General features: G+C 60.0%; 29 protein-coding genes and 1 pseudogene. 13 read left to right on the forward strand and 17 right to left on the reverse strand.

The features are described from left to right. Positions 1 to 107 precede the first annotated feature (107 nt). Positions 108 to 983, forward strand: a complete 876-nt coding sequence (locus AC07V4_RS24130; RefSeq protein WP_492638372.1) for a helix-turn-helix domain-containing protein — start codon at positions 108 to 110, stop codon at positions 981 to 983. Here the strand turns inward: AC07V4_RS24130 and AC07V4_RS24135 are convergent. From AC07V4_RS24135 to AC07V4_RS24160, 6 genes are all read right to left on the reverse strand, one after another. Further along, positions 980 to 3,475, reverse strand: coding sequence for a LuxR C-terminal-related transcriptional regulator (locus AC07V4_RS24135; protein WP_492638373.1), 2,496 nt, complete (start codon positions 3,473 to 3,475; stop codon positions 980 to 982). The two genes, AC07V4_RS24130 and AC07V4_RS24135, sit on opposite strands and share 4 nt — an antisense overlap. 227 nt (positions 3,476 to 3,702) lie before the next feature. Then, on the reverse strand, positions 3,703 to 5,061 hold the full coding sequence (locus tag AC07V4_RS24140; protein WP_492638374.1) for a DUF1329 domain-containing protein: 1,359 nt from the start codon (positions 5,059 to 5,061) through the stop codon (positions 3,703 to 3,705). 27 nt (positions 5,062 to 5,088) lie between these two features. After that, a complete protein-coding gene (locus AC07V4_RS24145; protein WP_492638392.1) occupies positions 5,089 to 6,864 on the reverse strand; it encodes a DUF1302 domain-containing protein in 1,776 nt (591 codons plus the stop codon). A gap of 498 nt (positions 6,865 to 7,362) precedes the next feature. Continuing rightward, positions 7,363 to 8,274: an SDR family oxidoreductase gene (locus tag AC07V4_RS24150; protein WP_492638375.1), complete on the reverse strand. Its 912-nt coding sequence runs from the start codon at positions 8,272 to 8,274 to the stop codon at positions 7,363 to 7,365. Between the two features lie 118 nt (positions 8,275 to 8,392). Next, complete coding sequence (locus AC07V4_RS24155) at positions 8,393 to 9,295, reverse strand: alpha/beta fold hydrolase (protein WP_492638376.1); 903 nt, start codon at positions 9,293 to 9,295, stop codon at positions 8,393 to 8,395. Then, complete coding sequence (locus AC07V4_RS24160; RefSeq protein WP_492638377.1) at positions 9,295 to 10,077, reverse strand: class II aldolase/adducin family protein; 783 nt, start codon at positions 10,075 to 10,077, stop codon at positions 9,295 to 9,297. Before AC07V4_RS24160 ends, AC07V4_RS24155 begins: the two co-directional genes overlap by 1 nt. Before the next feature lie 145 nt (positions 10,078 to 10,222). On the opposite strand from AC07V4_RS24160, the pseudogene AC07V4_RS24165 reads away from it, so the two are divergent. Beyond that, a pseudogene (locus AC07V4_RS24165) lies at positions 10,223 to 10,396 on the forward strand (LysR family transcriptional regulator); the annotation flags it as partial. Here AC07V4_RS24165 and AC07V4_RS24170 read toward each other — a convergent pair. After that, a complete protein-coding gene (locus AC07V4_RS24170) occupies positions 10,377 to 10,832 on the reverse strand; it encodes a flavodoxin (protein ID WP_431751575.1) in 456 nt (151 codons plus the stop codon). The pseudogene AC07V4_RS24165 and the gene AC07V4_RS24170 overlap by 20 nt on opposite strands. A 129-nt stretch (positions 10,833 to 10,961) precedes the next feature. Between AC07V4_RS24170 and AC07V4_RS24175 the strand changes: the two genes are divergently transcribed. Further along, positions 10,962 to 11,429 carry a PAS domain-containing protein gene (locus AC07V4_RS24175; protein ID WP_492638378.1) on the forward strand — a complete coding sequence of 156 codons (468 nt, stop codon included), beginning with the start codon at positions 10,962 to 10,964 and terminating at the stop codon, positions 11,427 to 11,429. Positions 11,430 to 11,487: 58 nt separating this feature from the next. Next, complete coding sequence (locus tag AC07V4_RS24180; protein WP_431751577.1) at positions 11,488 to 12,093, forward strand: hypothetical protein; 606 nt, start codon at positions 11,488 to 11,490, stop codon at positions 12,091 to 12,093. Between the two features lie 2 nt (positions 12,094 to 12,095). Here the strand turns inward: AC07V4_RS24180 and AC07V4_RS24185 are convergent, their stop codons facing one another. Beyond that, complete coding sequence (locus AC07V4_RS24185; RefSeq protein WP_492638379.1) at positions 12,096 to 13,055, reverse strand: MerR family transcriptional regulator; 960 nt, start codon at positions 13,053 to 13,055, stop codon at positions 12,096 to 12,098. A gap of 214 nt (positions 13,056 to 13,269) precedes the next feature. On the opposite strand from AC07V4_RS24185, the gene AC07V4_RS24190 reads away from it, so the two are divergent. From AC07V4_RS24190 to AC07V4_RS24215, 6 genes are read left to right on the forward strand one after another with little or no spacing between them, the layout of a single operon-like run. After that, the gene (locus tag AC07V4_RS24190) at positions 13,270 to 13,827 is read left to right on the forward strand and encodes an antibiotic biosynthesis monooxygenase (protein WP_431751578.1); all 558 of its coding nucleotides are present in this window, start codon (positions 13,270 to 13,272) and stop codon (positions 13,825 to 13,827) included. A 57-nt stretch (positions 13,828 to 13,884) separates the two neighbouring features. Then, positions 13,885 to 14,595 (forward strand): dihydromonapterin reductase, encoded by a 711-nt coding sequence (folM, locus tag AC07V4_RS24195; protein WP_492638380.1) that lies wholly within the window; start codon positions 13,885 to 13,887, stop codon positions 14,593 to 14,595. 20 nt (positions 14,596 to 14,615) lie between these two features. Further along, positions 14,616 to 15,176 carry a GTP cyclohydrolase I FolE gene (gene folE, locus AC07V4_RS24200; protein WP_492638381.1) on the forward strand — a complete coding sequence of 187 codons (561 nt, stop codon included), beginning with the start codon at positions 14,616 to 14,618 and terminating at the stop codon, positions 15,174 to 15,176. Between the two features lie 2 nt (positions 15,177 to 15,178). After that, on the forward strand, positions 15,179 to 15,550 hold the full coding sequence (gene folX, locus AC07V4_RS24205; protein ID WP_003194073.1) for a dihydroneopterin triphosphate 2'-epimerase: 372 nt from the start codon (positions 15,179 to 15,181) through the stop codon (positions 15,548 to 15,550). Positions 15,551 to 15,575: 25 nt separating this feature from the next. Continuing rightward, entirely contained in the window at positions 15,576 to 15,872 is a 297-nt protein-coding gene (locus tag AC07V4_RS24210) for a DUF1244 domain-containing protein (RefSeq protein WP_492638382.1), read from the forward strand. Then, positions 15,865 to 16,203 (forward strand): HopJ type III effector protein, encoded by a 339-nt coding sequence (locus AC07V4_RS24215; protein ID WP_492638383.1) that lies wholly within the window; start codon positions 15,865 to 15,867, stop codon positions 16,201 to 16,203. Before AC07V4_RS24210 ends, AC07V4_RS24215 begins: the two co-directional genes overlap by 8 nt. Before the next feature lie 168 nt (positions 16,204 to 16,371). On the opposite strand, the gene trxB is transcribed toward AC07V4_RS24215, so the two are convergent. Next, entirely contained in the window at positions 16,372 to 17,334 is a 963-nt protein-coding gene (trxB, locus tag AC07V4_RS24220; RefSeq protein ID WP_492638384.1) for a thioredoxin-disulfide reductase, read from the reverse strand. 128 nt (positions 17,335 to 17,462) lie between these two features. Further along, a complete protein-coding gene (locus tag AC07V4_RS24225) occupies positions 17,463 to 17,618 on the reverse strand; it encodes a hypothetical protein (RefSeq protein WP_492638385.1) in 156 nt (51 codons plus the stop codon). Here AC07V4_RS24225 and cysZ point away from each other — a divergent pair. Both cysZ and AC07V4_RS24235 read left to right on the forward strand, forming a co-directional pair. Continuing rightward, on the forward strand, positions 17,617 to 18,381 hold the full coding sequence (cysZ, locus tag AC07V4_RS24230; protein ID WP_492638386.1) for a sulfate transporter CysZ: 765 nt from the start codon (positions 17,617 to 17,619) through the stop codon (positions 18,379 to 18,381). The two genes, AC07V4_RS24225 and cysZ, sit on opposite strands and share 2 nt — an antisense overlap. Before the next feature lie 54 nt (positions 18,382 to 18,435). Continuing rightward, positions 18,436 to 19,638 (forward strand): glycosyltransferase family 4 protein, encoded by a 1,203-nt coding sequence (locus tag AC07V4_RS24235; RefSeq protein WP_492638387.1) that lies wholly within the window; start codon positions 18,436 to 18,438, stop codon positions 19,636 to 19,638. Here the strand turns inward: AC07V4_RS24235 and AC07V4_RS24240 are convergent. The 7 genes from AC07V4_RS24240 to rplU all read right to left on the reverse strand — a co-directional run bounded on the left by AC07V4_RS24240 (position 19,607) and on the right by rplU (position 25,191). Then, the gene (locus AC07V4_RS24240) at positions 19,607 to 20,710 is read right to left on the reverse strand and encodes an NADH:flavin oxidoreductase (RefSeq protein WP_492638388.1); all 1,104 of its coding nucleotides are present in this window, start codon (positions 20,708 to 20,710) and stop codon (positions 19,607 to 19,609) included. The genes AC07V4_RS24235 and AC07V4_RS24240 overlap by 32 nt on opposite strands. Before the next feature lie 164 nt (positions 20,711 to 20,874). Then, on the reverse strand, positions 20,875 to 21,357 hold the full coding sequence (locus tag AC07V4_RS24245; RefSeq protein ID WP_492638389.1) for a glutathione peroxidase: 483 nt from the start codon (positions 21,355 to 21,357) through the stop codon (positions 20,875 to 20,877). Between the two features lie 101 nt (positions 21,358 to 21,458). Further along, complete coding sequence (locus AC07V4_RS24250) at positions 21,459 to 21,923, reverse strand: CreA family protein (RefSeq protein ID WP_015885841.1); 465 nt, start codon at positions 21,921 to 21,923, stop codon at positions 21,459 to 21,461. A 15-nt stretch (positions 21,924 to 21,938) separates the two neighbouring features. Beyond that, complete coding sequence (proB, locus tag AC07V4_RS24255) at positions 21,939 to 23,057, reverse strand: glutamate 5-kinase (protein WP_431752910.1); 1,119 nt, start codon at positions 23,055 to 23,057, stop codon at positions 21,939 to 21,941. A 109-nt stretch (positions 23,058 to 23,166) separates the two neighbouring features. Then, on the reverse strand, positions 23,167 to 24,390 hold the full coding sequence (cgtA, locus tag AC07V4_RS24260) for an Obg family GTPase CgtA (protein WP_135310222.1): 1,224 nt from the start codon (positions 24,388 to 24,390) through the stop codon (positions 23,167 to 23,169). A gap of 194 nt (positions 24,391 to 24,584) precedes the next feature. Then, positions 24,585 to 24,842, reverse strand: coding sequence for a 50S ribosomal protein L27 (gene rpmA / locus AC07V4_RS24265; RefSeq protein WP_003176049.1), 258 nt, complete (start codon positions 24,840 to 24,842; stop codon positions 24,585 to 24,587). 34 nt (positions 24,843 to 24,876) lie between these two features. Beyond that, complete coding sequence (gene rplU, locus AC07V4_RS24270; protein ID WP_007950961.1) at positions 24,877 to 25,191, reverse strand: 50S ribosomal protein L21; 315 nt, start codon at positions 25,189 to 25,191, stop codon at positions 24,877 to 24,879. Between the two features lie 239 nt (positions 25,192 to 25,430). On the opposite strand from rplU, the gene AC07V4_RS24275 reads away from it, so the two are divergent. Then, positions 25,431 to 26,399: a polyprenyl synthetase family protein gene (locus tag AC07V4_RS24275; RefSeq protein ID WP_492638390.1), complete on the forward strand. Its 969-nt coding sequence runs from the start codon at positions 25,431 to 25,433 to the stop codon at positions 26,397 to 26,399. Positions 26,400 to 26,566 lie beyond the last annotated feature (167 nt).

A 26,566-nucleotide genomic window follows, 5' to 3' on the forward strand; every position in this document is an offset into this window, starting at 1 on the left:
CGCCGCCAACGCCGGGAAAGCACTTGCAGATTCTTGCGCTTTTGTCGGCCGGAGGGCTCACAGCGCCGGTCGCCAGGAGTAGGATGCAAGGCGTCGGAGAACACGCCATGCCAGATCTGGAATCCCTGCAAGTCTTTCAGTCCCTTAACCGCTCGCCCAACGCACGCCTCGAAGCTTGCGCCGAGCTCGGTGACGGATTGTCTGCGGCCCTGTGGAGCAATCACCACGATGCCCAGGATTACCAGGCACCCGGCCATCACACCTTGTCCTGCTACATCGGCGGTGGCACCGGCACCTTTCGGCGTGACCAGCCGGGCACCAAGGGCGGCCCCGACAAACTGTGCATCCTGCCCGCCGAGCATCAGTCGGCCTGGGTCATCAACGGTGAGATCCGCCTGGCCCACGTGTATTTCAGCCCGGAACAATTTGCCCTCGGTTGCGTCACCCTGCTTGACCGCGAGCCGCGTGAACTTCAACTGCGCGAAAGCACCTTCCTGGAAGACGCCGCCCAGGCCCGGCGCTTTCACCAGTTGATCGCCCTCAACTGGCACGAACCCGCCGAGCGCCTGCTGACCAGCAGCCTGGCCCACGAAATGCTCAGCCACACCCTGCTCAGCCAAGTGGGCGCGCGAAACGGACTGCGCTTGAAAGGCGGGCTGGCCGCCCACCAGCGGCGGCTATTGGTGGAATACATCGACCACCACCTGGAAGAACCGATCAGCTTGGGGCAGTTGGCCGGACTGTGTGCGCTGTCGGAGTACCATTTTGCGCGGATGTTCCGCCAAAGCTTCGGCCTGCCGCCCCATCAATATCTCTTGGCGCGTCGCCTGGCGCGTGCGCAAACCCTGCTGCGCGGTGGCGCGCTGCCCTTGGGTGAAATCGCCTGGATGTGCGGTTTCTCCAGTGCCAGCCACTTCACTCACCGTTTTCGCCAGGCCATGGGCGCCACGCCTGGGGAGTACCGCCAGGCGTTCAGCGCCTAGGTCATCAAGCCCAACGTCTTGGCCTTGGCCACCGCCTGGGTGCGCCGCTCCACACCGAGTTTGCTATGGATGCGCCGCGCGTGGGTCTTGACGGTGTGCAGGGAAATAAACAGGCGGTCGGCGATTTCCAGGTTGGAGTTGCCCTGGGCGATTAACTGCAACACTTCCAGCTCGCGCTGGCTCAGGGGATTCTCCGCTACGCCCGCCGTAGACACCTGAGCCTCCAGACCCAACTCGCTCAACAACCCCGGCGCGCGCAAGCGCAGCTCACGAATTGCCTGTTGTACCTGACAGCGCTGCGCCAGAGCCTGGCCGGTTTGCAGCGCACCACGCGCCAGGGCCGAATCGCCCAGTTGCCAAGCCACTTCACCCAGTACCAGGTGCAATTCGGTTTCCAGGCACAGCATGCCGCGTTGCCGAGTGGTGTCGAGCAAGGCATTGAGGCGTGCGATAGGTTGGTCGGCACAACCCAGTTTCACCTCGGCCAACACCAGCAGGTATTCCAGACGCGGCACCAATTCCAGGGTAGCCGGCGGCGCCTGCCGGGCCTGGGGGGCACGAAAGTGACGCAAGACCCGACGCACCGCCTCCACCGTCAACTCGGCGCGCCCTTGCTGTAACCAGAAGTGCCCGCTGACCAACAGCAGTACGGCGCGGTACACCGTGTCTGGCACATGCCGTTGCTGCATCAAGCGCTCGGCATCACGCAACTGGATAAAGGCCTGGGCGTAATCGCCACGGTTGGCGGCCAGCAGCGCCAGGCCGAGAAACCCGTACAGCACGCGTTTGTCGTGGCTGTGCAGGCACATCTTCAACCCTTCGGTGAAACACTCACTCGCCAAGGCGTCTTGCCCTTGGCGCAACGCCAGGTGACCACGGCGCAGCGCAATACGCCCCATCAGCGGCCCGGCTTTGAGACGCTGGCGAACCAGCATCGCCTGCACCGTTTCCAGCAAGCTTTGTGCCCGGTAAGGCGCACCACGTTGTTCCAACCATTGAGCGTGATCCAACTCAAGCAAGGCTTCCAGGACCAGTGAGCCATGGGCGCGGGCCAGGCACAGGGCTTCGCGATTCAAGGCTTGCGCCACATCCAGCTCGCCGCGCAGCAACGCTTGTTGGGTCAGGCCCGACAGGCACATCAGGCGCGAGGTCCAGGCGCTGTCAGGCAAGGCCTGCAACGCCTCCAGAAAATGCTCGCGAGAGCGCTCGGCATCTCCGCCCAGGTGCAGCAACCAACCCCATTGCGCCTGCCAGCGTGCCAGCAAATGGCGTTGCTGCGCGCCCGTCGGCTGCGGAGCAAACCGTGCAAGTTGATCGATACACACACCGGCTTGCTCGAAACGGCCAGCAAACAGCAATGCCGCCGTCACCAGCCCGACCAGTTGCGCCGAGCCCAGCAGCAATTCATCTCCGTGCTGCTCATGCAGACGCAACAACAGCACGGCATTTTCCCCACGAAACAGATCCTCGAAGCTGAAGTGCTGTAACAGGCTCACCGCCACTTCGTACTCTTCGGCCAGCAGCGCCTGTTCAAAGGCCGCCTGCCAATCACGCTCGCCGGTAAACCACTGGCAGGCGCGTCGATGCCAGGAACGTTTGGCCGGCCAAGGCTCATCACGCAGCAATCGCGCCAGAGGTGGGAACACCTGCAGCCAGTCCTGGGTGTCTTCCCAGGGCTGGATAAAGGCACCCAGCGCCTGCAACTCACGCAGGTAATGATCACCGTCACCAAAGCCGAACAGGTGCTCGCACAACCCCGGATTGAAGCGTGGCAAATGGGCCAGCACGCGCCAGGCTTCGGCCAACTCGGGCGGCAAGGTACTGAACAGCTCGTGCTGAAGGTAATCGAGCAAGGTCTTATCGGGATGGCCGTCGCCGAGCAACGCGATGCGCACCCCGGCACACCAACCACCGCTGAACTGCATCACATCGTCGAGAGTGTGCCCGGTATCGAGCAAGGGCTGGATCTCCGCAGGACTGAACTGCAGCTCGTTGCATTCCAACAGTTCATCGTCGAGCAGCAACCGCGGCCAGTTGCACGCCGGGCGCCGCCGTACGCCCAGCCACCAGGTCAGCGCCGGGCTGGCGGCAGTGAGCAGACGGTCAAGCAAGGCGTCCAGTTCGGGCGCGGGCAGGCGGCAAAAGTCATCGAGGAATACCCACCCCGGGCGCTGCCAGTGGCCAAGATCGAGCAACAAGGTCGCCTCGTCGACGAAGGGCAACCCGAGGTTCTGCGCCAGCAGCCGGCAAAAATCCAGAGCCGTGAGAGCGGCGCCATTGAGAGGCAGCCAACAGACCTGGCACCCCGCCGGTGCCTGCAATGCACACTCCGCCAGCAGCGCACTCTTGCCGCTGCCACCGGGAGCACACAGCAGCTTCACCCTGACCGACGCGGCGAGCAACGGCTCAGTCAGGCGCGGGCGCAACAGATGATGGGCGGACAGCCGTGGCATGAATCCAGGACGGTCCAGGCAGCGTGTCATGGCGGTCATTGCTGCATCCTGCTTTTTTATTGTTATGCAACCTGACCCCTACCCTAGTCCTGTGGGCGGCGGTTATTGAAGAAGTATTCAGCACACTGATTGATGGGCATGCATAAAACCAAATGTGGGAGGGGGCTTGCTCCCGATGGCAGGGTGACAGTCGACTTATAAGTGACTGATACACCGTCATCGGGAGCAAGCCCCCTCCCACATTTTTATTGCGTTTCAAATAGGCATTATCGAACGCCTTCGGACCTCAACGCCGCCGGCGTGTAATCCGCCGCCTTGGCCGCAAAGCCGAACACGAAACTGCTCTTCTCTTCGTTCTTCATGCCCAGGGCGATGTAGCGCCCGGCGATGATGTCGTACAGGGTTTCCACGGTATAAGCCGGCACTTGGTGGTCGTAGTAGAACTGCGCGTGGCCTTCGGCGACACGCCACAGTTGGCCACGGCCGTCATAGTGATCCACCAGCGCGACTTGCCAGCTGTCTTCGTCAATGTACATGTGGCGCTTGGCATAGATGTGGCGCTCACTCGGCTTGACGGTGCCGACCACTTCCCACACGCGGTGCAGCTCATAGCGGGTAAGGTCCTGGTTGATGTGCCCGGCCTTGATGATGTCGTCGTACTTGAGGGTCGGCGAATCGAGCTTGTAGCTGTTGTAAGGGATGTACATCTCTTTTTTGCCCACCAGCTTCCAGTCGTAGCGGTCGGGGGCGCCGGAAAACATGTCGAAGTTGTCGGTGGTACGCAGGCCGTCGGACGCGGTGCCCGGCCCGTCATAGGACACTTGCGGCGCACGCCGTACACGGCGCTGACCGGCGTTGTAGATCCAGGCCAGGCGTGGTTCCTTCACCTGGTCGAGGGTTTCGTGCACCAGCAACACGTTACCCGCCAGACGCGCCGGGGCCGTCACCGATTGCTTGAAAAAGCTCAGCACGTTGGCCGCCTTGGCCGGGTCGATGTCGGGGATGGCTTGGGGCACCGCCACTTCTTCCTCGAAGCGGATCGGCGTGTAACTGCCGTTAGTCTGCGGGGTGGCCTGGGTGATGATGCGGCGCAGGTTGCCGCCGTGGTAACGGGTGATGTGGTTCCACAGCACTTCCACGCCGTTCTTGGGGATCGGGAACGCGTAGTAACGGTTGCCGGTGAAGTTCTCCAGGCCGTTACCGTCATTGATGGCGTGTACATTCAAGGCGCTGCGTTTGATCGACTCATAGATGTCCGGTGGCAGGTTGACCGTGCGATGGCTCGGGTAGACCGGGATCTTGTAGGTTTCGGGGTAGCGCTTGAACATCGCGACCTGACCTTCGGAGAGCTTGTCCTTGTACTTGTCCACGGTCGCGGCCGTGATCACGAACAGCGGTTTCTCATTGGCGAACGGGTCGGCGAGAAAGCCCTTGCTGTCTACCGCGCCGGCATTCTTCGGGATACCACCGGTCCAGGCCGGGATCGAGCCATCGGCGTTGCCGGCTTTCTCGGCGCCGACCGGGGTCAGGGTCGTGCCAAGCTTGGCGGCTTCTTCGGGCGACACCGCCGCCATCACGTTGGCGGCCAATACACTCAGCGCCATCACTGCAAATAGCTTACGCATAGGTTGTTGTCCTTCCTTAAAACCAGATCAGAAGTTCACGCCGAAGCTGAGGGCGATAAAGTCGCGGTCGGTCAGGGTGTTGTAGTCGCCGCCAAAAAAGTCGGTGTAGCTCAGGCTGGCGGTGTAGGTGTTGCGGTAGTCCGCATCCACGCCGACGCTGATCGCCTTGGCGCCTTCGTTGAAAATGCCGTTGGGGCCATAGCCACTGACGTCATGGGACCAGGACAGGTTGGGCTTGAGGTTCACCCCGGCGAACACGTTGTTGTAGTCGAGGATTGCGCGGGCGCGATAACCCCAGGAGTTGGCGGTGACATACCCATCGGTATCACCTTGGTAGCCGTAGGCGCCGAACACCGAGTCGCGGCCATAGCGCAGCTTGTTTTTGGCTTCCAGTCCGCCAACATGCACGTAGGCCGCTTCGCCCACCAGGGTCAGGCGTTCGGCACCCAGCACTTGGTCGAAGAACTGGGTCATGGTGCTTTGGATCTGGGTGATTTCCTTGCGGCGGTATCCAGAGTTGTCCGAGCCGAATGAGCTGCGGATCGGCGAAGCCGTGTTGCCGGCGATCGGGTTGACCAAGGCCAGGGTCAGGTCAGTGGTATTGAGTTGCACCGGCGCATTCGGGCGGTAGCTGATCTCTCCGGTCCAGGCCGTGCCGGTCGGCAACGTCGTGGAGAAGCTGGCGCCATACAGGCGAATGTCTTCCGGGTAGTCGAGGTAATACTGGCCGCGACCGAGCATGGTGCTCTGGGCCAGCCCCGCGCCCGAACCCGGTGCAATGGCGTTGGCGGCGTTGACGATACGCCCGATGGTGGCCAGGTTGGTGTTGGCAGTAATGGTGCCCACCGTCGGTGTACGGCTGTGGTAGTTCATGAAGTACAGGCCGTATTCGGTGTCATCCCCCAGCCAGCGCAAGGCCGCGCCGAACTGGCCGCCATCACGGGCCTCGCGGTCTTTGGCGCGCTGTACCACCACGCCTTCGCGGGTGACTTGGAAGCCCTGCCCGAAGGCCGCCGCCACCGGTTGCAACGGCGCAATCGCCGGGCTGCCAACGGTGTAGTTGTTATTGCAGCCATGGGCGACCACATCGTTGCCGAAGAAGGTGCCGCAGTTATCCACCACGGTGTTTTCCCAGTTCAACTGGTAGAAGCCTTCCACCGAGAGTTGATTGGTCAGGCTCTGGGAGGCGAACAGCATGTTCACCGGGATCAGCCCCTCCTTGATTTCGGCACCCGGCCGGCGGAAGGCCGAGACGTCGATGGGGTTGATGCTGTTGATCGAGTTACCGATAAACGTACTCTCGCCCCAGCTCACCACCTGCTTGCCGACACGAACGGCTCCCGGCAGGTCGCCGATGGAATAGTTGTGATACACGAACGCATCCAATAGCTCATAGCCGGAGGAACGTGCCCCTTCATCGCGGTGGTTATTGCTGATCTGCTTGAATTCGCGGTTTTCGTCCTGCAGTTCGAAGTCGTACCAGTACTTGCCGCGCACGAATACGCCGCTGTCGCCGTACTTGAGCTCCAGATCGTGAATACCCTTGAAGATCTTGGAGAAGGTTTCGCCCTTCTTGAAGTTCAGCCGCCCGTCATCCCCGGTGGATGCCTGCCCCGTACCGCCGTTGGAAACGCCCACCAGCTTCTTGTCGGCATCGCGCATGCCCCAACTGGCACCGACCGATAGCGAAGAATCGAATTGCCCTTCGATCTCGCCAATGTTGAACGAGACGGCCTGGGCCTGGGCACAGCAGCCCAATGCAACCGCCGCGGCGAGCGCCTGTGGCGTGAAGATGGCGCGCATTGTTGTTTTTGTCATGCGTCTTCCCCGGTGAGTGACAGAAGGCCCCACCCTACTGCCGCTCGTCAGGAGGGATAAGCGCACCAAGGAGGTATTCGTGTTGTCGCTCGAAAGGATGAATGGGCGCGCTGGCCGGGCTTCGCGGCGAACCATGGATTGGGTAGATGGCGGGTTATCAGGAGGATGGATGGCACGCCGAGTGACTGTTGCCAATCTGGTAACAGTCCTTGTCCCGATCTGCTATTACTCATTTTGTTACAACGGACTATTCTTACTGGGCTTTCAGGGCAAACCGCCCGCTCCCACCTTCGGGAAAGAAGCCGATTTTCGACAGATTGGCTAATGTATTCAATCTGTTACCGGTGTTCACTGACGTTGATTTGTCGCTCCTTGATCCAACGTCTTACTTCGGCCGCTGCCCTTGCAGCGGCCTTTTTTATGCCCGCAATAAAACGAGGCGCCCTCAGCGCCCCGTAGAATTCAATGTTGTTTAAACAACGATCAGAGGCTGAACTTCTGTAAGTTGGCCATCATTTCCTTCAACGCCTCGATATTGTCCTTGGGGTGGACGGCGCCTTCGAAGTCGCAAATCTGCGCCCAGTGCGCCGCCACATCGTCCGGCGAGAAACCGACGTCTGGGTCAAAGCCCACGCCCAAACTGCGCTCCCAGCGGGTTTTACCGATCCAGCCGCCGCCCACTTCGAATAGCCCGGAGGTTTCCTGGCAGGCTTCGCTGCCCAAGTACACCACCAACGGGCTGACCAACTCCGGCTTGAGGCGCTCGAACACCTGCGGCGGAATCAGGCCTTCGGTCATGCGCGTGCCACCGGTGGGGGCAATGGCGTTGACCAGGATGTTGTTCTTGCGCCCTTCCAGCGCCAGGGTGCGCGTCAAGCCATACAAGCCGAGCTTGGCCATGCCATAGTTGGACTGGCCGAAGTTGCCGTAGATGCCTGAAGTGGACGCGGTGAAGATCACCCGGCCATAACCTTGCTCGCGCATATGCGGCCAGGCGGCGCGGGTGACTTTGTAGGCACCTTCGACATGCACCCGGTAAACCAGGTCCCAGTCACTGTCTTCCATTTTGTGGAAAGTCTTGTCACGCAGGATACCGGCGTTGTTCACCACCACGTCGATGCGGCCGAAGGCGTCGAGGGCGTTCTGTACGATCTTGTCACCGTCGGTGACGGAATCATGATTGGCTTCGGCAATGCCGCCCGCCGCATGGATCTCAGCCACCACCCGGTCCGCCGCCGAGGCGTTGGCACCTTCGCCTTGCGCCGAACCGCCCAGGTCATTGACCAGTACTTTGGCCCCATGTGCGGCGAACAACAGCGCATGGGCTCGGCCCAACCCGCCGCCGGCACCGGTGACGATCACGACCTTATCCTGGAACTGCACTGACTCACTCATACCGAACTCCGCTGGTGACAATGGGAATGTATCGAGTGTCAGGCACACAGCTTCGGGTCACAATAAAGTCGGCCGAGGCTGAATGGTGCACGATAAGGCAGCAGGATAATTGCACCGCTCAGGAATAGGCGACGCGCGGCGCCGACCGGCCAATACGCTCGCGAAACGCCAGGTAATGCTTGAGCACCAGCACTGGCGCTTCGATCTGCGGGTAATGGCCGATATTCGCCAGCAGCACCGTATCGGCGTGGGGCACCAACTGCTGATAACGCTCCACCATATGGGCGCCGGAGATGGGGTCGATTTCGCCATCAATCACCCGCAACGGCACCTGGTCACGCTGCATCGCGCCCACCCAGCGCTCACGCAGGCGGCGGCGTTGTGGAACGTAAGCGATCAGTTTATGCAGGATGCGGGTGCCGTCGTTGGCGTAGATCAGGCTCCAGAAATCATCCAGCGCACTTTCACTGGGTCGCGTGTGTGGGCCAAAAATCTGATTGAAGCTGTTAGCCAATGCGTTGCGCCCAAAGGCTCGACCGATCATCCAGCCGAGCGGGCTCAGCAATAATTTCTGCACCAAAGCCGCCCGATGCGTTTCCGGGAACAGCCCACCATTGAGGAACACGCAACTGGCCATCTGAAACCGGCCTTCGTAATGGCGAGCCAGCAATTCCTGGGCGACGCTGTCGCCATAGTCATGGGCCAGCACGTGAACCGGCTGCTCCACGCCCAGGTGTTCAAGCAACGCCTGCTGCAAATCCGCCTGCTCCAACAGGCAATAGTCGTGGTCCAGCGGTTTGGCCGAATCACCGAAGCCCAGCATGTCGCAGGCAATCACCAGGTTGCGCTGGGCCAGGGGCTGCCACAGGTAATGCCAGTCCCAACTGGCCGTGGGAAAGCCATGGATCATCAACAGCGGCTCGCCCTGCCCGGCCACCCAATAGCGAATTGTGTGACCACGAAAGACGAACGCCTGGCCACGTTTACGCCAGGCACTGAGCGGGATTTCGGCGAGAGGCATCAGCTTTTATACCCAGGATCTTGCAAGTCCAATTTACGCAATAGCGCCGGCCAGGCCAGCGCGCCTCCCATACCTTGGGCGCTCTTTGTGACAGCTGCCACCATCGCCTTGGCCCCGGCCAGAATCTGCGACTCGATGGCAATCAATTCGACGCCACCGTTTTGCGCCAGCACCTGGATATCGCAGGCGCGCTGGAAGGTGAACATCATCAGGAAGGTGTCGGCGATGGTGCTGCCACAGGTGAGCAGGCCGTGGTTGTGCAGCATCAGGAAGTTGCTTTCGCCCAAGTCGGCCTGCAGGCGGGCCTTTTCCTCGTGGTTCAGCGCCACGCCTTCATAGGCGTGATACGCCAGGCTCGACAGCACGAACAACGATTGCTGGCTGATGGGCAACACGCCCTGCTTCTGCGCAGATACCGCCACACCAGCAGCGGTGTGGGTGTGCAGTACGCACACCACGTCGTGGCGCACTTCGTGGATGGCACTGTGGATGGTGTAGCCGGCAGGGTTGATCTCGTAGGGACTGTCCATCCGCTTGTTGCCGGCCTGATCGACCTTGACCAGGCTCGACGCAGTGATTTCGTGGAACATCAGCCCATACGGGTTGATCAAGAAATCCTCGGTGCCCGGCACCTTGGCCGAAATATGGGTGAAGATCAGGTCATCCCAACCATGCATCGCCACCAGGCGATAGCAGGCCGCCAGGTCAACACGGGTCTGCCATTCGGCAGCACTGACCTGGTCTTTGATATTCTGTGGCGTTTGAACGGGGGCTAGGCTCACGGCAACGACCTCCTTGGCGCACTTCTTATATTTTTTAAGTGAAGGGCCAGTCTAGTCAGACGTCGTGGCAGGCGGAGTTGCCTTGGCAGCCAGCTTGATGACTGAGCGAGTCAGCCATGAGAATAGTACAAATCGTGTCAGAGAAGTGCCGCCAGTAAAGGCGCGGCGACCGGGTGTGGTGCGCCTGACGCTCAAGGCGCCCGACTATCTGCGCAGGGACATTGCGTTTATCTGGCGCGAGGGCGCTTATCTGTCGAAAGCGGCCCAGGCCTGGCTGGCATTGTTGCGCGGGTTTCCGGTCAACCGCGCAATGCAGTGATCAATTCGGCCAGCCACGGTTCGGCGTCGGCCTCGGGGGTCACGCTTTCGCTGGCGTCCAGGCGCAGCATGGGCAGCACTTCGCGCACACCCAGTTCGCCGAACAGCTCGCGCATTTGCTCGCCGCCACCGCAGAAGGTGTCGCCATAACTGGCGTCGCCCAGGCCGATCACCGCGCCGGGCAGGCCACGCCAGGCGGCTGGCAGTTGGTCGCGAATAGTCGAATACAGCGGTTGGAGGTTGTCCGGCAGCTCACCCATGCCGGTGGTCGAGGTCACCGCCAGGAACGCTTCGGGGGCAAACGCCTGCACGTCGGCCAAGGTAGCGCGCGGGTTGTGCCAGGCTTCAAAACCGGCCGCGTTGAGGATGCCTGCGGCGTGGCGGGCGACTTCTTCAGCCGTGCCGTACACCGAGCCGGAAAGGATGGCGACTTTCATCAATCTGATCCTGTAATTGAGCGAAAGCGTGGGATGTTAGCAGCTGATGCAATTTTTTCAGCACACCCCGTGCAACATTCAAGACTTGCCATAGACTCCAAGCTTCAAAAACAAGCCATGGACCGCTCAATGATTAACGCCAAGCTGATGCAGATGGTCGTCAACGCCTCCAACGACGGTATCGTCATCGCCGAACGCGAGGGCAAGGATAAACCGCTGATCTACGTCAACCCGGCGTTCGAGCGCCTGACCGGCTACGCGCTGGACGACATCCTGTATCAGGACTGCCGCTTCCTGCAGTCGGGCGACCGTGACCAACCGGCCCTGACGGCCATTCGTGAAGCCCTCGACAACGGCGGCGCCTGCCGGGAAATCCTGCGTAACTACCGCAAGGATGGCACCCACTTCTGGAACGAACTGTCTTTGTCGACGGTTTACAACGAGGCGGACAAGCAGACGTATTTCGTCGGTGTGCAAAAAGACGTCACGACTCAAGTCAAAGCCCAGCAACGTGTGGCCCTGTTAGAAGCCCAGGTGGCCGAGCTTAAAGACGAGCTGGCGGCACTCAAGGCGACGAGTGGATTTAACAAACTGTAAAAAATGCGGTCTTTAGAGCGATAATGGCTTTTTAATGCCTCACCCTTGAGCTACATCAATGCACCGCGACGCTCTTCTGACGCAGGACGAACTGGATTTCATCCAGGACATGCAACATAACCCGCAGCTCAACCTGCGGGATGCCTGGTCGAGCCTGACAGTCAATGGCGGAGCACAGATCCGCGATCTGCTTACGCGGCTGGTCGCTCATGACCATGTCACCATCCAGGCGCAGTTCGATAACCAGCAGCTCACCTTTCCCCTGCAATTGGTTGAAGATGAGTTTCATGCGGTGCATTTGCGCCTGGGTGTACCAAGCATTTTCGAGGATGGGCCGATGATCCGCCCCTGGCGCCTGGCCCTTGAAGCGCCGGTGCCGCTGGAGAATGTGCGTGGTAATCCGGGCGCACTCTGGGTGCATGAGGTGTCATTCAAGGGTGTACTGGTGGAGTGTCGTGGCCGGGCCAAGCCGCCGAAAACCTTTTCCCTGTGGTTCAGCCCGTCAGGCTACGAACGCATTGCCCTGCGCGGCACGCTGGAGCGGGAAACCGCCCGAGGCTTGTTCGCTTACCGCCTGAACCAGAGTGACGCCGATGAAATCGAGCGCCTGCGCCAGTTCATCCTGCATCAACATCGACTGGTCCACCCCCACGTACACGCCTGACGTCAGGTATCGAGCTGACCACTGAGAAACTGCTGCAAGCGGCGCTGCATCAGGCGCCCCTCGCTGCCCAGGCAACCGACGGCGGAACCTGCCAGTTCTTTCTGCGCCAGGTCCGATGCGGCGCCGGCCAGCAATAATGGGCAATCCAGGGTCAACGCCAGGCGATTGAGTCGGCCAGGCAGATCATGGTTATGGGCATGGTTGGAAAAAATGACCAATGCCTGGGGGCGAATCTTTTCACAGACCAGCGTCAATTCATCGAACGGCTGCCCCAACCCCAGCACTTGTACGGCCAGATCGTCCCGACTCATCAACAGCGCTGCCACCAGCAGTTCCAGTTTGCGGCACTCGCCGGAAATGGCGGCCAGTAATACACGGGGCGCAGGCGACAGTATTGCGGCTTGCAGACGTAGGAAGGTATGGATGCGCAAAAAGGAGTCGAAAAACAGCCACTCGCTGGCCTGACCAAATCCCCCAGGGTGCCGCAACAGTTCGCTCCAGAGGGGCATCAGGATGTCCTGGAACGCCACGCTGAGGGGGTAGGTTGCGAAAATCTGGCCGTACAGGCTTTCCAGTTGGCGGTCGTCAAACGCACTGACGGCGTGCAACAAACGTACACGCCATTGTGAAAATTCACTCCTTTCGACGGCACCCTGCTCAGCGCGAATCGCTTCGGCCTGTTGATCATCGCGGGCGAGAATCTTGCCCACCTTGCTGACCGCGACGCCTCGCTCGATCCAATCGAGAATGCGATTGACGGTTTCAATATCGGCTTTTGAGTAGAGGCGATGCCCACTTTCGGTGCGCACTGGCTGAATCAGGCCATAACGGCGCTCCCAGGCGCGCAAGGTGACCGGGTTGATGCCTGTCAATCTCGAGACTTCACGAATCGGAAACAGCTTATCTGAATCGGTCGTATCTAGCTGCGAAGTTCCATCTAACGGAGCTGTAATCACGGGCATTTTGAGCAAAAAACCAACGGTGACTGGGCGCTCATTTAACGCCTTTAGAGCTGTCTTTTTCAAGGCCTGCTCACTTCAGACCAATGCCACTGGCGTATTTCTTTAAAACAGGAATAATCCTTGCCTGTTTTTTCCACGTAGCTGCAACACCCCCGCAGCTTCGTTCGTGCGCCACCTACCCGGTTCAGTGCACTCGTCTATTTGGAGATACACAATGTCTACCTCCCCCGTCACCTTGATGGTTGCGCGTCGCGTGGCCAAAGGACGCTACGAAGAATTGATGGCTTGGCTGCGCGAAGGCGAGCAATTGGCCACCGACTTCCCCGGCTACCTGGGCTCCGGCGTGCTCGCACCGCCGCCCAACGATGACGAATTCCAGATCATCTTCCGCTTCGCCGACGAAAAAACCCTGCATGCCTGGGAGTTCTCCGCTTCACGCAGTGCTTGGCTGGGCCGTGGCAGTGAGTTGTTCGCCAACCCGTCCGAGCATCGCGTCAGTGGTATCGATGGCTGGTTCGGCGCCGTGGGCGCACGTCCCCCTCGCTGGAAACAGGCCGTGGCGATCTGGTTGGCATTTTTCCCCGTCTCACTGCTGTTCAACTTTGGCCTGGGGCCACTGCTCAGCGAGTTGGACCTGTTCAGCCGCGTATTGGTCAGCACGGCGGCACTCACGCCGCTGATGGTGTACTTCTTTATCCCGTTGTCGACTCATCTGCTGGCGAACTGGCTGCATCCCACGCCACCGCGCAAGGTCACCGAAGCGGCCGCGTGAGTACAGGGGTGGCCGGTCGCTGGTATAGTTTGAACCTGCCAGCGATTTGAGCCCCCCATGACTGCAACCAACGCCCCGATCCTGATCACCGGTGCCGGCCAGCGTGTCGGCCTGCATTGCGCCGAGCGCCTGCTGGATGAAGGCCATTCGGTGATCTTCAGCTACCGCAGCGAGCGCCAAGGCGTGACGACGCTGCGCGAACGTGGCGCGATCGGCCTGTTTGCCGACTTTTCCAGCGAAGCCGGGACTCTTGCCTTTATCGCAGAACTGAAGGCCCACACCGACAGCCTGCGCGCAATCATCCACAACGCTTCGGCGTGGATCGCGGAAACGCCAGGTGACGAAAGCCAAGCCTTCCACGACATGTTCAGCGTGCATATGCTTGCGCCGTACCTGATCAACCTGCATTGTTCAGACTTGCTGCGCCGCTCGACACCTGCCGATATCGTGCATATCAGCGATGATGTGGTGCGCAAGGGCAGCCGCCAGCACATTGCCTATTGCGCCACCAAGGCCGGGCTCGACAGCCTCACGTTGTCATTTGCCGCGCAGTTCGCGCCGCTGATCAAGGTCAACGGCATTGCCCCGGCGATGGTGATGTTCAACGAGGGCGACGACGCGGCCTACCGCGCCAAGGTCCTGGCCAAATCGGCACTGGGTATTGAACCCGGGCCAGAGGTGATCTACCAGAGCGTGCGTTACCTGCTGGACAACCCCTATGTCACCGGTACCACCCTGACCGTCAACGGCGGGCGGCATATCAAGTAAGCCGTTTGTGAGGATGTTGTATGACCTTATCCCTGCCCCACCATTACCGCGAGATCCTCAAGGACTTGGGCGAAGACCCCGAGCGTGAAGGCTTGCTCGACACCCCCAAACGCGCCGCCAAGGCCATGCAGTACCTGTGCCACGGCTACGAGCAAGACCTGGATGAGATCGTCAATGGCGCGCTGTTCGCATCCGACAATGACGAGATGGTGATCCTCAAGGATATCGAGTTGTACTCGCTGTGCGAGCACCATCTGCTGCCCTTTATCGGCAAGGCCCATGTGGCCTATATTCCGACCGGCAGGGTGCTGGGCCTGTCGAAGCTGGCGCGCATCGTCGACATGTACGCACGGCGCCTGCAAATCCAGGAAAACCTCACGCGGCAAATCGCCGACGCGATCCAGCAGGTCACCCAGGCCGCCGGCGTGGCGGTGGTGATCGAAGCCAAGCACATGTGCATGATGATGCGTGGCGTGGAGAAACAGAATTCAACCATGAACACCTCGGTGATGCTCGGCGCGTTCCGCGAATCGAACACCACGCGCATGGAGTTCCTGCAACTGATCGGACGGAGCAAGTAGCAATGCCACAACTTCAACCAGGCATGGCGCGCATCCGGGTCAAGGACCTGTGCCTGCGCACGTTTATCGGCATCAACGAGGACGAGATTCTCAACAAGCAGGATGTGCTGATCAACCTGACGATCCTGTATGCCGCCCAGGAAGCCGTGCGCGACAACGATATCGACCACGCGCTGAACTATCGCACCATCACCAAGGCCATCATTGCCCACGTCGAAGGCAACCGCTTCGCCTTGCTGGAGCGCCTGACACAGGAGTTGCTGGACCTGGTGATGAGTAACGAATCGGTGCTGTACGCCGAAGTCGAAGTGGACAAACCCCATGCGCTGCGCTTTGCCGAATCGGTGTCGATTACCCTGGCGGCCAGCCGCTAACTCCCCCTGAATCTGCGTGAGCCTTATGAACGACCAACAACGCCTCGAACTCGAAGCCGCCGCCTTCCGCCGTTTGGTGGCACATCTGGACAACCGCAAGGACGTGCAGAACATCGACTTGATGAACCTCGCCGGCTTCTGCCGCAACTGCCTGTCCAAGTGGTACAAGGCCGAGGCCGACGAGCGCCAGATCGAACTGAGCCTCGATGACGCCCGTGAAGTGGTGTACGGCATGCCATACGCCGAGTGGAAAGCCCAATACCAGAAAGAAGCCAGCGCCGATCAACAGGCGGCGTTTGCCAAAGGAAAAACCCATGACTGATCTGAACACCCTGCGCGCCAGCCTCAACAGCGGCGAACACATTTTTGCCGACACCCTGGCCTTTGTGGCAGCCGGTTACGATTACCAGCCGCAAGCGTTCAGCAACGGCGATGTAGAAAACGCGGCCGGGCAGAATGAAGGATCGTGCAAAACCCTGGGCCTGGCCCTGCTGGAAGGCCTGAGCGATCAAGAAACACTGCTGGCGTTTGGCGAGCATTATCGTTCGGTGGTGACAACGCCGGAAGGCAGCGACCACGGCAACATCCGTGCACTGATCACCCATGGCTTGGCTGGTGTGAAGTTCAGCGCACAACCGCTGACACGCCGCTGATTCAACATAAGCACCCGGTCAATGTGGGAGCCGGGCTTGCCCGCGATGGCGGTGGTGACTGACACACCGCTATCGCAGGCAAGCCAGCTCCCACATTTGTCCTTCGGTGTTATTGAAATCGTGCGCATAAAAAAACCGGCCTCGCAGCCGGTTTTTTGTTCAGCGGATTTAGAGCGAAGCGTTACCCAAGCCATCCAGGTAACGCTCGGCATCCAGTGCCGCCATGCAACCGGCGCCGGCCGAGGTGATGGCCTGGCGGTACACGTGGTCAGCCACGTCACCCGCAGCGAAGATACCTTCGATGTTGGTGGCCGTAGCGTTGCCTTCACGACCGCCCTGTACAATCAGGTAGCCGTCTTTGGCGTCCAACACGCCTTCGAACAACGAAGTGTTTGGCGTGTGGCCGATGGCGATGAACACGCCGTCGACTTTCAGCTCATCGAAGCTACCGTCGTTGTTCTTCAGGCGCGCACCGGTCACACCCATGTTGTCGCCCAAGACTTCGTCCAGGGTCGCGTTGAGCTTGAGGATGATCTTGCCTTCAGCCACACGGGCGTGCAGTTTGTCGATCAGGATCTTTTCGGCGCGGAAGGTTTCACGACGGTGAACCAGGGTCACGGTGCTGGCGATGTTGGCCAGGTACAGAGCCTCTTCCACGGCCGTGTTGCCACCACCGACCACGGCGACCGGCTTGTTGCGGTAGAAGAAACCGTCACAGGTCGCGCAGGCGGAAACGCCCTTGCCCATGAACGCTTCTTCCGACGGCAGGCCCAGGTAGCGGGCGCTGGCGCCGGTGGCGATGATCAGGGCGTCACAGGTGTAGACACCACTGTCACCGGTCAGGCTGTAAGGCTTCTTGGAGAAGTCGACCTTGTTGATGTGGTCGAACACGATCTCGGTTTCAAAACGCTCGGCGTGTTCTTTCATGCGCTCCATCAGCACCGGGCCGGTCAGGCCGTGGACGTCGCCCGGCCAGTTGTCGACTTCAGTGGTGGTGGTCAACTGACCGCCCGCCTGCATGCCGGTGATCAGCAGCGGCTTGAGGTTGGCCCGGGCAGCGTAGACAGCAGCGCTGTAACCGGCAGGGCCGGAACCGAGAATAATCACTCGCGAATGACGGGTATCAGACATGACTCACTCCTATCGACCGCCCAGATAACAAGACGGCTGGAATAAAAAAGGACCGCGAAGCACTTGGGGAAGGCTTCAACTCGCAGGCCCTGAAAAATAATGGGTGCAGCGTATCGAGGGGGGCAAGATTAAGGAAATACGGAATAACAATCCAGCTCATAGGTGGTCTCTATGCAGTCGACTCGGTTGATCGACGTGTTTGTTACTGCTGATGTCGCCACTTTCACCTCAAGTGCAAAGTCGGTAAGGTCGGCGCGTTCGTCCTTTTGCTCGGAGTTTTCCATGCCTGCCCCTGCCCTTTCCGGCCCGCAGTACCTGCGTGAAGGCCTCAAACTGGTGTTGAGCCCCGGCCTGCGCTTGTTTGTGCTGCTGCCGCTGGCGATCAACCTGGTGCTGTTCGTCGGCTTGATCTATTTCGCCGGCCATCAGTTCAGCCTGTGGGTCGACAGCCTGATGCCGACGCTGCCCAGTTGGTTGAGTTTCCTCAGCTACATCCTGTGGCCCCTCTTTGTGGTGCTGGTGGTGTTGATGGTGTTTTTTACCTTCACCATGCTCGCCAATATCATCGCGGCGCCGTTCAACGGTTTCCTCGCTGAGAAGGTTGAAGTGGTGGTGCGTGGCACCGATGATTTTCCGCCATTCAGTTGGGCGGAGTTGGCCGCGATGGTGCCGCGAACCCTGGCCCGGGAGATGCGTAAACTGGGCTACTTCCTGCCGCGCGCCATCGGCCTGTTCATCCTGTCGTTCATCCCGGTGGTCAACCTGATCGCCGCGCCGCTATGGTTGCTGTTCGGGGTGTGGATGATGGCAATCCAGTACATCGACTACCCGGCCGATAACCACAAGCTGGGCTGGAACGAGATGCTCGCGTGGTTGCGCCAGAAGCGCTGGCAGAGCATGAGCTTCGGCGGCATCGTCTACCTGGTGTTGCTGGTACCGGTGGTCAATTTGCTGATGATGCCGGCGGCGGTGGCAGGGGCGACACTGTTCTGGGTACGAGAACAAGGTGCCGAGGCGATGGCAGGGCAAAATGTGGCCAAGTCATAAATCCATCATCCCAATGACACAATGACGACATGGCCCACGGTGACACTGTGGGTCATGACGACAGCCTCGCTTCACATCACCTTAATTACCGAAACCTTCCCGCCGGAAATCAACGGGGTGGCCAATACCCTTGGTCGCCTGTGTGAGGGTTTGCGCGCGCGTGGCCATCAAGTCGAACTGGTACGTCCACGCCAGGGCACCGACCAGAGTCGCACCAGCGACGACGAATTGCTGCTGTGCCGCGGCTGGCCATTGCCGGGTTACCCGGGCCTGCAATGGGGCCAGTCGTCGATGCATAAATTGCTGCGGCGCTGGACCCGTCAACGCCCGGACGTGCTGTACATCGCCACGGAAGGGCCGCTGGGCTTATCCGCCCTGCGTGCGGCACGTCGCCTGGGCATCAGTGTGGTCAGCGGTTTCCACACCAACTTCCAACAGTATTCAAACCAATACGGCTTGAGCATGCTGAGCCGCATGGTCACCCATTATCTGCGCTGGTTTCATAACCGCTCGACGTTGACCCTGGTGCCGAGCGCCAGCCAGCGCCTGGAGCTGGAGCGCCGACATTTCGAGCGCCTGGGGATGCTGTCACGTGGGGTCGACAGCCAGCTGTTCCACCCGGCCAAACGCGATAACGCATTGCGTGAGAGCTGGGCATTGAACAGTGAGCAAATCGCTGTGTTGCATGTAGGCCGCCTGGCTCAGGAAAAGAACCTGGGGCTGCTCAAACGCTGCTTTGAAACGCTGCAAGACACCTACCCACTGCGCCAGATGAAACTGATCATCGTCGGCGATGGCCCACAACGGGCAATGATGGAGAAGGAACTGCCCGAGGCGGTTTTCTGCGGCACCCTGCGCGGTGAGGAGTTGGCCCGACATTACGCATCAGGCGATGTGTTCCTGTTCCCCAGCCTGACCGAAACCTTCGGTAATGTAGTGTTGGAAGCCATGGCCTCAGGGTTGGGCGTAGTGGCTTACGACCAAGCGGCCGCTACCCAGCATATTCGCCATGGCTACAACGGCGTGCTGGCGATGCCCGGGGACGAGAACGCGTTTTGCGAGGCTGCCAATTGGTTGCTGGAGGATGCAGAGAGTTTGCGACGCATGCGTTTGAATGCCCGCCAACATGCGAGCCGCCAAGGCTGGCCAGCGATTATCGAGCAATTCGAACGCCAGTTACGCGGTGTATGCAAGGACGGGCACCCGGTGCCCGCCCTGTCGCCTCTTACACCAGGGTCATCAACGCCTCACGACTGAACGGCAGGATGTCGCCTTCGCGACCTTCACGTACCTTCAACGCCCAATCCGGGTCAACCAGCAAGGCCCGGCCCACGGCCACCAAGTCGAATTCATCGTTGTTCAGACGCTCCAGCAGCTTTTCCAGACTGGCCGGTTGCGCGACCTTGTCGGTGTTGACCATGAATTGAAGGAACTCGCCGTCCAGGCCGACACTGCCCACGGTGATGGTCGGCTTGCCAGTCAGTTGGCGCGTCCAGCCGGCCAGGTTGAGGTCCGAGCCTTCGAATTCCGGCTCCCAGAAACGGCGAGTGGAGCAGTGGAAAATATCCACGCCCGCGTCAGCCAGAGGCTTGAGGAATTCACCCAACGCCTCAGGCGTTTGCACCAGACGTGCGGTGTAATCCTGCTGCTTCCACTGGGAAAACCGGAAAATGATTGGAAAGTCTGGGCCCACGGCGGCACGAGTGACCTGGATCAGCTCGATGGCAAAGCGCGAGCGGTTGGCCAGGCTGCCGCCGTATTCGTCGGTACGCTGGTTGCTGCCTTCCCAGAAGAACTGGTCCACCAGGTAGCCATGGGCGCCGTGGATCTCCACACCGTCCATGCCGATGCGCTGGGCATCCTTGGCGGCTTGGGCGAAGGCGTTGATCACGTCCTTGATGTCTTGAGTGGTCATGCCGTGGACGACCACATTGCCATCCTTGAGTTTTTCCATCGGCCCGTAGGCGGGAACGCTGGCATCTGGCTCAGTGCCGATACGGCGAACGCTGCCCACGTGCCACAACTGTGGAACGATTTTTCCGCCTTCGGCGTGCACTGCGTCGACCACCTTCTTCCAGCCGGCCAAGGCCGCTTCACCGTAAAAATGCGGAACGTTGGGGTAGCCATTGGAAGCCTGATGGCCGACCACGGTGCCTTCGGTAATGATCAGTCCTACACCGGCGGCAGCGCGACGGCGGTAATACTCGATGACTTTGGAGTTGGGCACGCCACCCGGCGAGAACGAGCGAGTCATCGGCGCCATGACTACGCGAGTCGACAGTTGCAATGCACCGAGCTGGAACGGTTTGAACAAGGCTTGGACAGGCATGGGATCACTCCACGGGAGACGGGATTTATGATGTAGATAATATGGAGCGTGCCTAGCGCTGAACAGCACTATTGATCAGGGTGATTAAGGGGTAAAAGTGATGGCCGTTTGGGGCTGCTTCGCAGCCCAGCGCAGGACAAGCTCGCTCACGACAAAGACGGCGTTTAGCTCAGGGCTTTTTCGATGGCCTGGATGATCGTCGGATCATCCGGCGCTGTACGTGGAGAGAAGCGCGCCAGCACACGCCCATCCTTGCCCAGCAGGAATTTTTCGAAGTTCCAGGTGATATCCCCAGGAAACTCCGCGCCCTCGCCCGCCAGCAAGCGGTAGAGCTGATGGCGATCATGGCCATTGACGTCAAGCTTGCTGCCCAACGGAAACGTCACACCGTAGTTGAGGCTGCAGAACTCCCGGATCTCTTCCTCGCTGCCCGGCTCCTGGCCCGCAAACTGGTTGCATGGCAAGCCAAGCACGGTAAAACCCTGGTCCTTGTACTGCTGATAGAGGTTTTCCAACGCCGCGTATTGCGGGGTCAAGCCACATTTGGAGGCCACGTTGACCACCAATACCACCTGCCCCTTGAAAGGTGCCAGCGGCAGCTCGTGTCCGTCTAAAGCTTTGAGTTTCAAGTCGTGGAAAGCGCTCATGACGAACTCCAGATATCCCATGTTCTTTGCATTACGGCCATTCGAGATTACAACTCGCAAGCCTGCAATCATAGACGCCGATGATAAAACTTGCCTGCGGACTACTGAGCGGTCGGCCACGGCAAAATCGGAATCGCGGTCACCGCATTCTGCGGGCTGCCTTCGATCAAGCGGTCGCTGTACACCAGGTAAACCAAGGTATTGCGCTTCTTGTCGAGGAAGCGCACCACCTGCATGGTCTTGAACACCAGGGAGGTACGCTCCTTGAACACCTCGTCGCCGTCCTTGAGCTCGCCCTTGAAGCGAATCGGCCCCACCTGGCGGCAGGCGATCGAGGCTTCGGCACGATCTTCAGCAAGACCCAGCCCGCCTTTCACGCCACCAGTCTTGGCGCGCGACAGGTAGCAGGTCACGCCATCCACCTTGGGGTCATCAAACGCCTCGACCACAATGCGGTCGTTGGGGCCGACAAACTTGAACACCGTCGACACCTGGCCGATCTCTTCGGCCGAGGCCAGCAACGGCATGGCCAGCAGCAGGCCAAGCAATCCCTTCATGACACGCATTGTGTATTCCTTTGGTTAGACCAGGATCAGGTTATCGCGGTGAACCAGTTCCGGTTCAGCCATGTAACCCAATAGTCCGACAATCGAATCAGACGATTGTCCAATGATTTTCTGCGCTTCCAGGGCACTGTAGTTGGCCAGGCCACGGGCGATCTCACGACCATCGGGCGCGACACACACCACCATCTCGCCACGGCGGAAGCTGCCTTGCACCAACTTGACGCCCACCGGCAGCAAGCTCTTGTTGCCTTGGGACAACGCCGACACGGCGCCGTCGTCCAGCACCAAGGTACCGCGGGTTTGCAGATGACCGGCCAGCCACTGTTTGCGCGCCGCCAGCATGCCGCGTTCCGGCGACAACAGTGTGCCGATACGTTCGCCAGCCTTGAGGCGGTCCAGCACACGCTCCAGGCGCCCGCCGACGATGATGGTGTGGGCACCGGAGCGTGCAGCCAGGCGCGCCGCTCGCAGCTTGGTCTGCATACCGCCACGGCCCAGCGCACCGCCGACACTGCCAGCCACGGCGTCCAGCGCCGGGTCATCGGCGCGGGCTTCGTAGATCAACTGGGCATCGGGGTTATTTCGTGGGTCGGCATCGAACATACCGTCGCGGTCGGTGAGGATCACCAGCAGGTCGGCTTCCACCAGGTTGGCCACGAGGGCGGCCAGGGTGTCGTTGTCGCCGAAGCGGATTTCGTCGGTGACCACCGTGTCGTTTTCGTTGATCACCGGGATGACCTTGAGCTCCACCAGCGCGCGCAGGGTGCTACGGGCGTTCAGGTAGCGCTTGCGGTCCGACAGATCGTCGTGGGTCAGCAGGATCTGCGCCGTGTGGCGACCGTGCTCGGCAAAGCTGGACTCCCAGGCTTGCACCAGGCCCATCTGGCCGATGGCGGCGGCGGCTTGCAGCTCGTGCATCGCGCTGGGTCGCGCGGTCCAGCCGAGGCGGCTCATCCCGGCGGCAACGGCACCGGACGACACCAGCACCAACTCCACACCGGCCTCATGCAAGGCCACCATCTGCTCGACCCAGACGCTCATGGCTGCGCGATCCAGCCCCTTGCCATCCGCCGTCAGCAACGCACTGCCGATCTTTACGACCCAGCGCTGCGCACCTGTCACTTTGCTCCGCATCATCTTCAACCTTAGATTGAGGGCTGCGCGACCCAGCGCGGCCCGTAACGTTATACCCGGATACCAAAACGCCGCTCCAGGGAGCGGCGTTCAAGTTTATCGCAACGAATCAGTCGCGCACGTAAATGATTTCAGGACCGTCTTCATCATCCACGTCTTCTTCGTCCCAATCATCGTCGCCGATGTCATGGACCGACTTCACGCCGCTGCGGCGCAGGGCACGCTGATCATCCAAAGCCTGCAACTGGGCACGGGCTTCGTCTTCGATGCGCTGGTCGAGTTCGGCCAGTTCGGCCTTGAACACTGGGTCGGCCGCCAGGCGGTCGGCACGGTCTTCCAGGTAGCGCATGATGTCGCGGGTCAGGCGCTCAGTACCTTCTTTGGCAATGGCCGAGATCACATAGACCGGACCTTCCCACTCCAGGCGCTCGACGATTTCCTTGACGCGCTCCTCGTGCTCTTCTTCGAGGATCTGGTCGCACTTGTTCAGCACCAGCCAGCGATCACGCTCAGCCAGGGACGGGCTGAACTTGGTCAGCTCGCTGACGATCACTTCGGCGGCGTCCGGTGCGCTGGTGTCATCCAGCGGCGCCATGTCGACGAGGTGCAGCAGCAACCGGGTACGCGACAAGTGCTTGAGGAAGCGAATACCCAAGCCTGCGCCATCGGAAGCCCCTTCGATCAGGCCAGGAATGTCGGCGATTACGAAGCTTTTCCAACGGTCGACGCTGACCACGCCCAGGTTCGGCACCAAGGTGGTGAACGGGTAGTCGGCGACTTTCGGCTTGGCGGCCGAAACTGAACGGATGAAGGTACTTTTGCCGGCGTTCGGCAGACCCAGCAGGCCTACGTCGGCGAGTACTTTCATTTCCAGCTTGAGGTCACGCTGCTCGCCCGGCTTGCCTGGCGTGGTCTGGCGTGGCGCACGGTTGGTACTGGACTTGAATCGGGTGTTCCCCAGACCGTGCCAGCCGCCCTGTACAACCATCAGCTTCTGGCCGGCCTTGGTCAGGTCGCCAATCACTTCCTGGGTAGCAGAGTCGATAATCGTGGTGCCAACCGGTACACGCAGTACCAGGTCTTCGCCTTTTTTACCGGTGCAGTCGGTGCTGCCACCGTTGGAGCCACGCTCAGCATCGAAGTGCCGGGTGTAACGGTAGTCGACCAGGGTGTTGAGGTTTTCGTCGGCCATCATGTAGATGGAACCGCCGTCACCGCCGTCACCGCCGTTCGGGCCACCGTTTTCGATGAATTTTTCGCGACGGAAACTCATGCAACCGTTACCGCCGTCGCCTGCTTTTACTCGGATGGAAACTTCATCAACGAACTTCATAACAAAACGCCTCTCGTCGCATGGACGAGCTTAAGAAACCAAGACATAAGACTCTTGCAAAAATGAGCGCAGCGACCTCAAGCAACGACCGCAAATCCTGCTGCTCTCGCCGATTACAAACAGCTTTGCAAGAGACTCACTCCACAAACGAAAAAGCCCCGTCGCAAGACAGGGCTTTTCCAGCGATCTCGCAATTAAGCTGCGACAACGCTCACGTAACGGCGGTTGAACGCGCCTTTTACTTCAAACTTGATCACGCCTTCGATTTTAGCGAAGAGGGTGTGATCTTTACCCATGCCTACACCGTAACCGGCGTGGAATTGGGTGCCGCGCTGACGCACGATGATGTTGCCCGGAATGATTTTCTGGCCGCCATACATCTTCACGCCAAGGCGTTTGGCTTCTGAGTCGCGACCGTTACGGGTACTACCACCAGCTTTTTTGTGTGCCATGAGTCAATTCTCCTAGTGAGGAATTAGGCTGAAATTAAGCCTGAATACCGGTGATTTTGATCTCGGTGTACCACTGGCGGTGGCCCATACGCTTCATGTGGTGCTTACGACGACGGAACTTGATGATGCGGACTTTATCGTGACGACCTTGGGAGATCACTTCAGCCACAACGGTAGCGCCAGCAACAACTGGAGCGCCGATGTTCACGTCATCGCCATTGGCGACCAACAGAACGCGATCAAAGGTAACGGATTCGCCGGTAGCGACTTCCAGTTTTTCGATCTTCAGGTATTCACCTGGGGCGACTTTGTATTGCTTGCCACCAGTAACAATTACTGCGTACGACATGGTATTTCTCCGATAATCCTGCTCACCCAGCGCTTTATAAGAAAAGGTATTGGCTGGCATGGCTGCATGGGATGGACGTCCCGAATGCAATTGCGTAAGGCAGGTGCTGCCCAGGAAGTTCAGGGTGCGCGATTGTACGCAAGCTATAGAGGCCTTGCAAGTGGCCGTCCATCGCGCCTTGACACCCGGGGGTCTGGGTCCTAGCATGCCGCGCAACCCTTCTGGAGCGACTGTCGCTGATGCAACCCCAAGCTTTCTACCGCGCGGTCGCGGACGATTTTAGCGCCGTCGACGGCATCATCAAGCAGCAGCTGACGTCTAAAGTGCCGCTGGTCTCCAAAATTGGCGACTATATTACGTCGGCGGGCGGTAAGCGCCTGCGTCCTTTATTAGTGTTGCTGTGCGGCAAGGCCCTGGGTCGCGAAGGCGATGACCTGCGCCTGCTGGCAGCCACTATCGAATTCCTGCACACCGCCACCCTGCTGCATGACGACGTGGTCGACATGTCCGGCATGCGCCGTGGCCGCGAGACCGCCAATGCCATGTGGGGCAACGCCCCAAGCGTGCTGGTGGGTGACTTCCTGTACTCGCGCTCGTTCGAAATGATGGTCGAGCTGGGCTCGATGCCAGTGATGAAGATTCTTTCACAAGCCACACGCATCATCGCCGAGGGCGAAGTGTTGCAGCTGTCGAAGGTGCGTGACGCCAGCACCACCGAAGAAACCTACATGGAAGTGATTCGCGGCAAAACCGCGATGCTCTTCGAAGCCTCCACCCACAGCGCCGCTGCGCTGTGCGGCGCAACGGCCGAACAGGCCGAAGCCTTGCGTACCTTTGGTGATCACTTGGGCGTAGCGTTCCAACTGGTCGACGACCTGCTCGACTACAAGGGCGACGCTGAAACCCTGGGCAAGAACGTCGGCGACGACCTGGCCGAAGGCAAGCCGACCCTGCCACTGATCTACACCATGCGCGAAGGCACGCCGGAACAGGCTGCCCTGGTGCGCAAGGCGATCCAGAAAGGCGGGATCGAAGACCTGGAAGCCATCCGTGCAGCCGTGGAAGCTTCGGGTTCGTTGGACTACACCGCGCAACTGGCGCGTGACTACGTGGCCCGTGCCATTCAGTGCCTGGAAGCCCTTCCCGCCAGCGAATACCGGGACGCCCTGGTCGAGCTGAGTGAGTTTGCGGTCGCGCGCACTCACTAAAAATGCCTGTGGGTATGATCTAAATATGGGAGGGGGCTTGCCCCCGATAGCGGAGTGTCAGTCACTGGATTTGCTGACTGACACACTGTCATCGGGGTGTAGAACCGTAGACATCGTTTACATCTGAAACCGGGGACATCGTTTACACATTTGAGGCTTGGACGCGG

The organism is Pseudomonas sp. GW821-FHT03A09 (genome assembly GCF_059421065.1).

Coding starts and splice junctions, on each gene's coding strand:
- AC07V4_RS24240 (WP_492638388.1), bottom strand. CDS start 20,710: ATGCCTGTCCAAGCCTTGTTCAAACCGTTCCAGCTCGGTGCATTGCAA.
- AC07V4_RS24140 (WP_492638374.1), bottom strand. CDS start 5,061: ATGCGTAAGCTATTTGCAGTGATGGCGCTGAGTGTATTGGCCGCCAAC.
- trxB (WP_492638384.1), bottom strand. CDS start 17,334: ATGTCTGATACCCGTCATTCGCGAGTGATTATTCTCGGTTCCGGCCCT.
- AC07V4_RS24145 (WP_492638392.1), bottom strand. CDS start 6,864: ATGCGCGCCATCTTCACGCCACAGGCGCTCGCCGCGGCGGTTGCATTG.
- folE (WP_492638381.1), top strand. CDS start 14,616: ATGACCTTATCCCTGCCCCACCATTACCGCGAGATCCTCAAGGACTTG.
- proB (WP_431752910.1), bottom strand. CDS start 23,057: ATGCGGAGCAAAGTGACAGGTGCGCAGCGCTGGGTCGTAAAGATCGGC.
- AC07V4_RS24210 (WP_492638382.1), top strand. CDS start 15,576: ATGAACGACCAACAACGCCTCGAACTCGAAGCCGCCGCCTTCCGCCGT.
- AC07V4_RS24190 (WP_431751578.1), top strand. CDS start 13,270: ATGTCTACCTCCCCCGTCACCTTGATGGTTGCGCGTCGCGTGGCCAAA.
- cysZ (WP_492638386.1), top strand. CDS start 17,617: ATGCCTGCCCCTGCCCTTTCCGGCCCGCAGTACCTGCGTGAAGGCCTC.
- AC07V4_RS24245 (WP_492638389.1), bottom strand. CDS start 21,357: ATGAGCGCTTTCCACGACTTGAAACTCAAAGCTTTAGACGGACACGAG.
- AC07V4_RS24150 (WP_492638375.1), bottom strand. CDS start 8,274: ATGAGTGAGTCAGTGCAGTTCCAGGATAAGGTCGTGATCGTCACCGGT.
- AC07V4_RS24135 (WP_492638373.1), bottom strand. CDS start 3,475: ATGACCGCCATGACACGCTGCCTGGACCGTCCTGGATTCATGCCACGG.
- AC07V4_RS24275 (WP_492638390.1), top strand. CDS start 25,431: ATGCAACCCCAAGCTTTCTACCGCGCGGTCGCGGACGATTTTAGCGCC.
- AC07V4_RS24225 (WP_492638385.1), bottom strand. CDS start 17,618: ATGGAAAACTCCGAGCAAAAGGACGAACGCGCCGACCTTACCGACTTT.
- AC07V4_RS24215 (WP_492638383.1), top strand. CDS start 15,865: ATGACTGATCTGAACACCCTGCGCGCCAGCCTCAACAGCGGCGAACAC.
- AC07V4_RS24130 (WP_492638372.1), top strand. CDS start 108: ATGCCAGATCTGGAATCCCTGCAAGTCTTTCAGTCCCTTAACCGCTCG.
- AC07V4_RS24175 (WP_492638378.1), top strand. CDS start 10,962: ATGATTAACGCCAAGCTGATGCAGATGGTCGTCAACGCCTCCAACGAC.
- AC07V4_RS24235 (WP_492638387.1), top strand. CDS start 18,436: ATGACGACAGCCTCGCTTCACATCACCTTAATTACCGAAACCTTCCCG.
- rplU (WP_007950961.1), bottom strand. CDS start 25,191: ATGTCGTACGCAGTAATTGTTACTGGTGGCAAGCAATACAAAGTCGCC.
- folM (WP_492638380.1), top strand. CDS start 13,885: ATGACTGCAACCAACGCCCCGATCCTGATCACCGGTGCCGGCCAGCGT.
- AC07V4_RS24170 (WP_431751575.1), bottom strand. CDS start 10,832: ATGAAAGTCGCCATCCTTTCCGGCTCGGTGTACGGCACGGCTGAAGAA.
- AC07V4_RS24250 (WP_015885841.1), bottom strand. CDS start 21,923: ATGCGTGTCATGAAGGGATTGCTTGGCCTGCTGCTGGCCATGCCGTTG.
- rpmA (WP_003176049.1), bottom strand. CDS start 24,842: ATGGCACACAAAAAAGCTGGTGGTAGTACCCGTAACGGTCGCGACTCA.
- folX (WP_003194073.1), top strand. CDS start 15,179: ATGCCACAACTTCAACCAGGCATGGCGCGCATCCGGGTCAAGGACCTG.
- AC07V4_RS24185 (WP_492638379.1), bottom strand. CDS start 13,055: ATGCCCGTGATTACAGCTCCGTTAGATGGAACTTCGCAGCTAGATACG.
- AC07V4_RS24155 (WP_492638376.1), bottom strand. CDS start 9,295: ATGCCTCTCGCCGAAATCCCGCTCAGTGCCTGGCGTAAACGTGGCCAG.
- AC07V4_RS24180 (WP_431751577.1), top strand. CDS start 11,488: ATGCACCGCGACGCTCTTCTGACGCAGGACGAACTGGATTTCATCCAG.
- cgtA (WP_135310222.1), bottom strand. CDS start 24,390: ATGAAGTTCGTTGATGAAGTTTCCATCCGAGTAAAAGCAGGCGACGGC.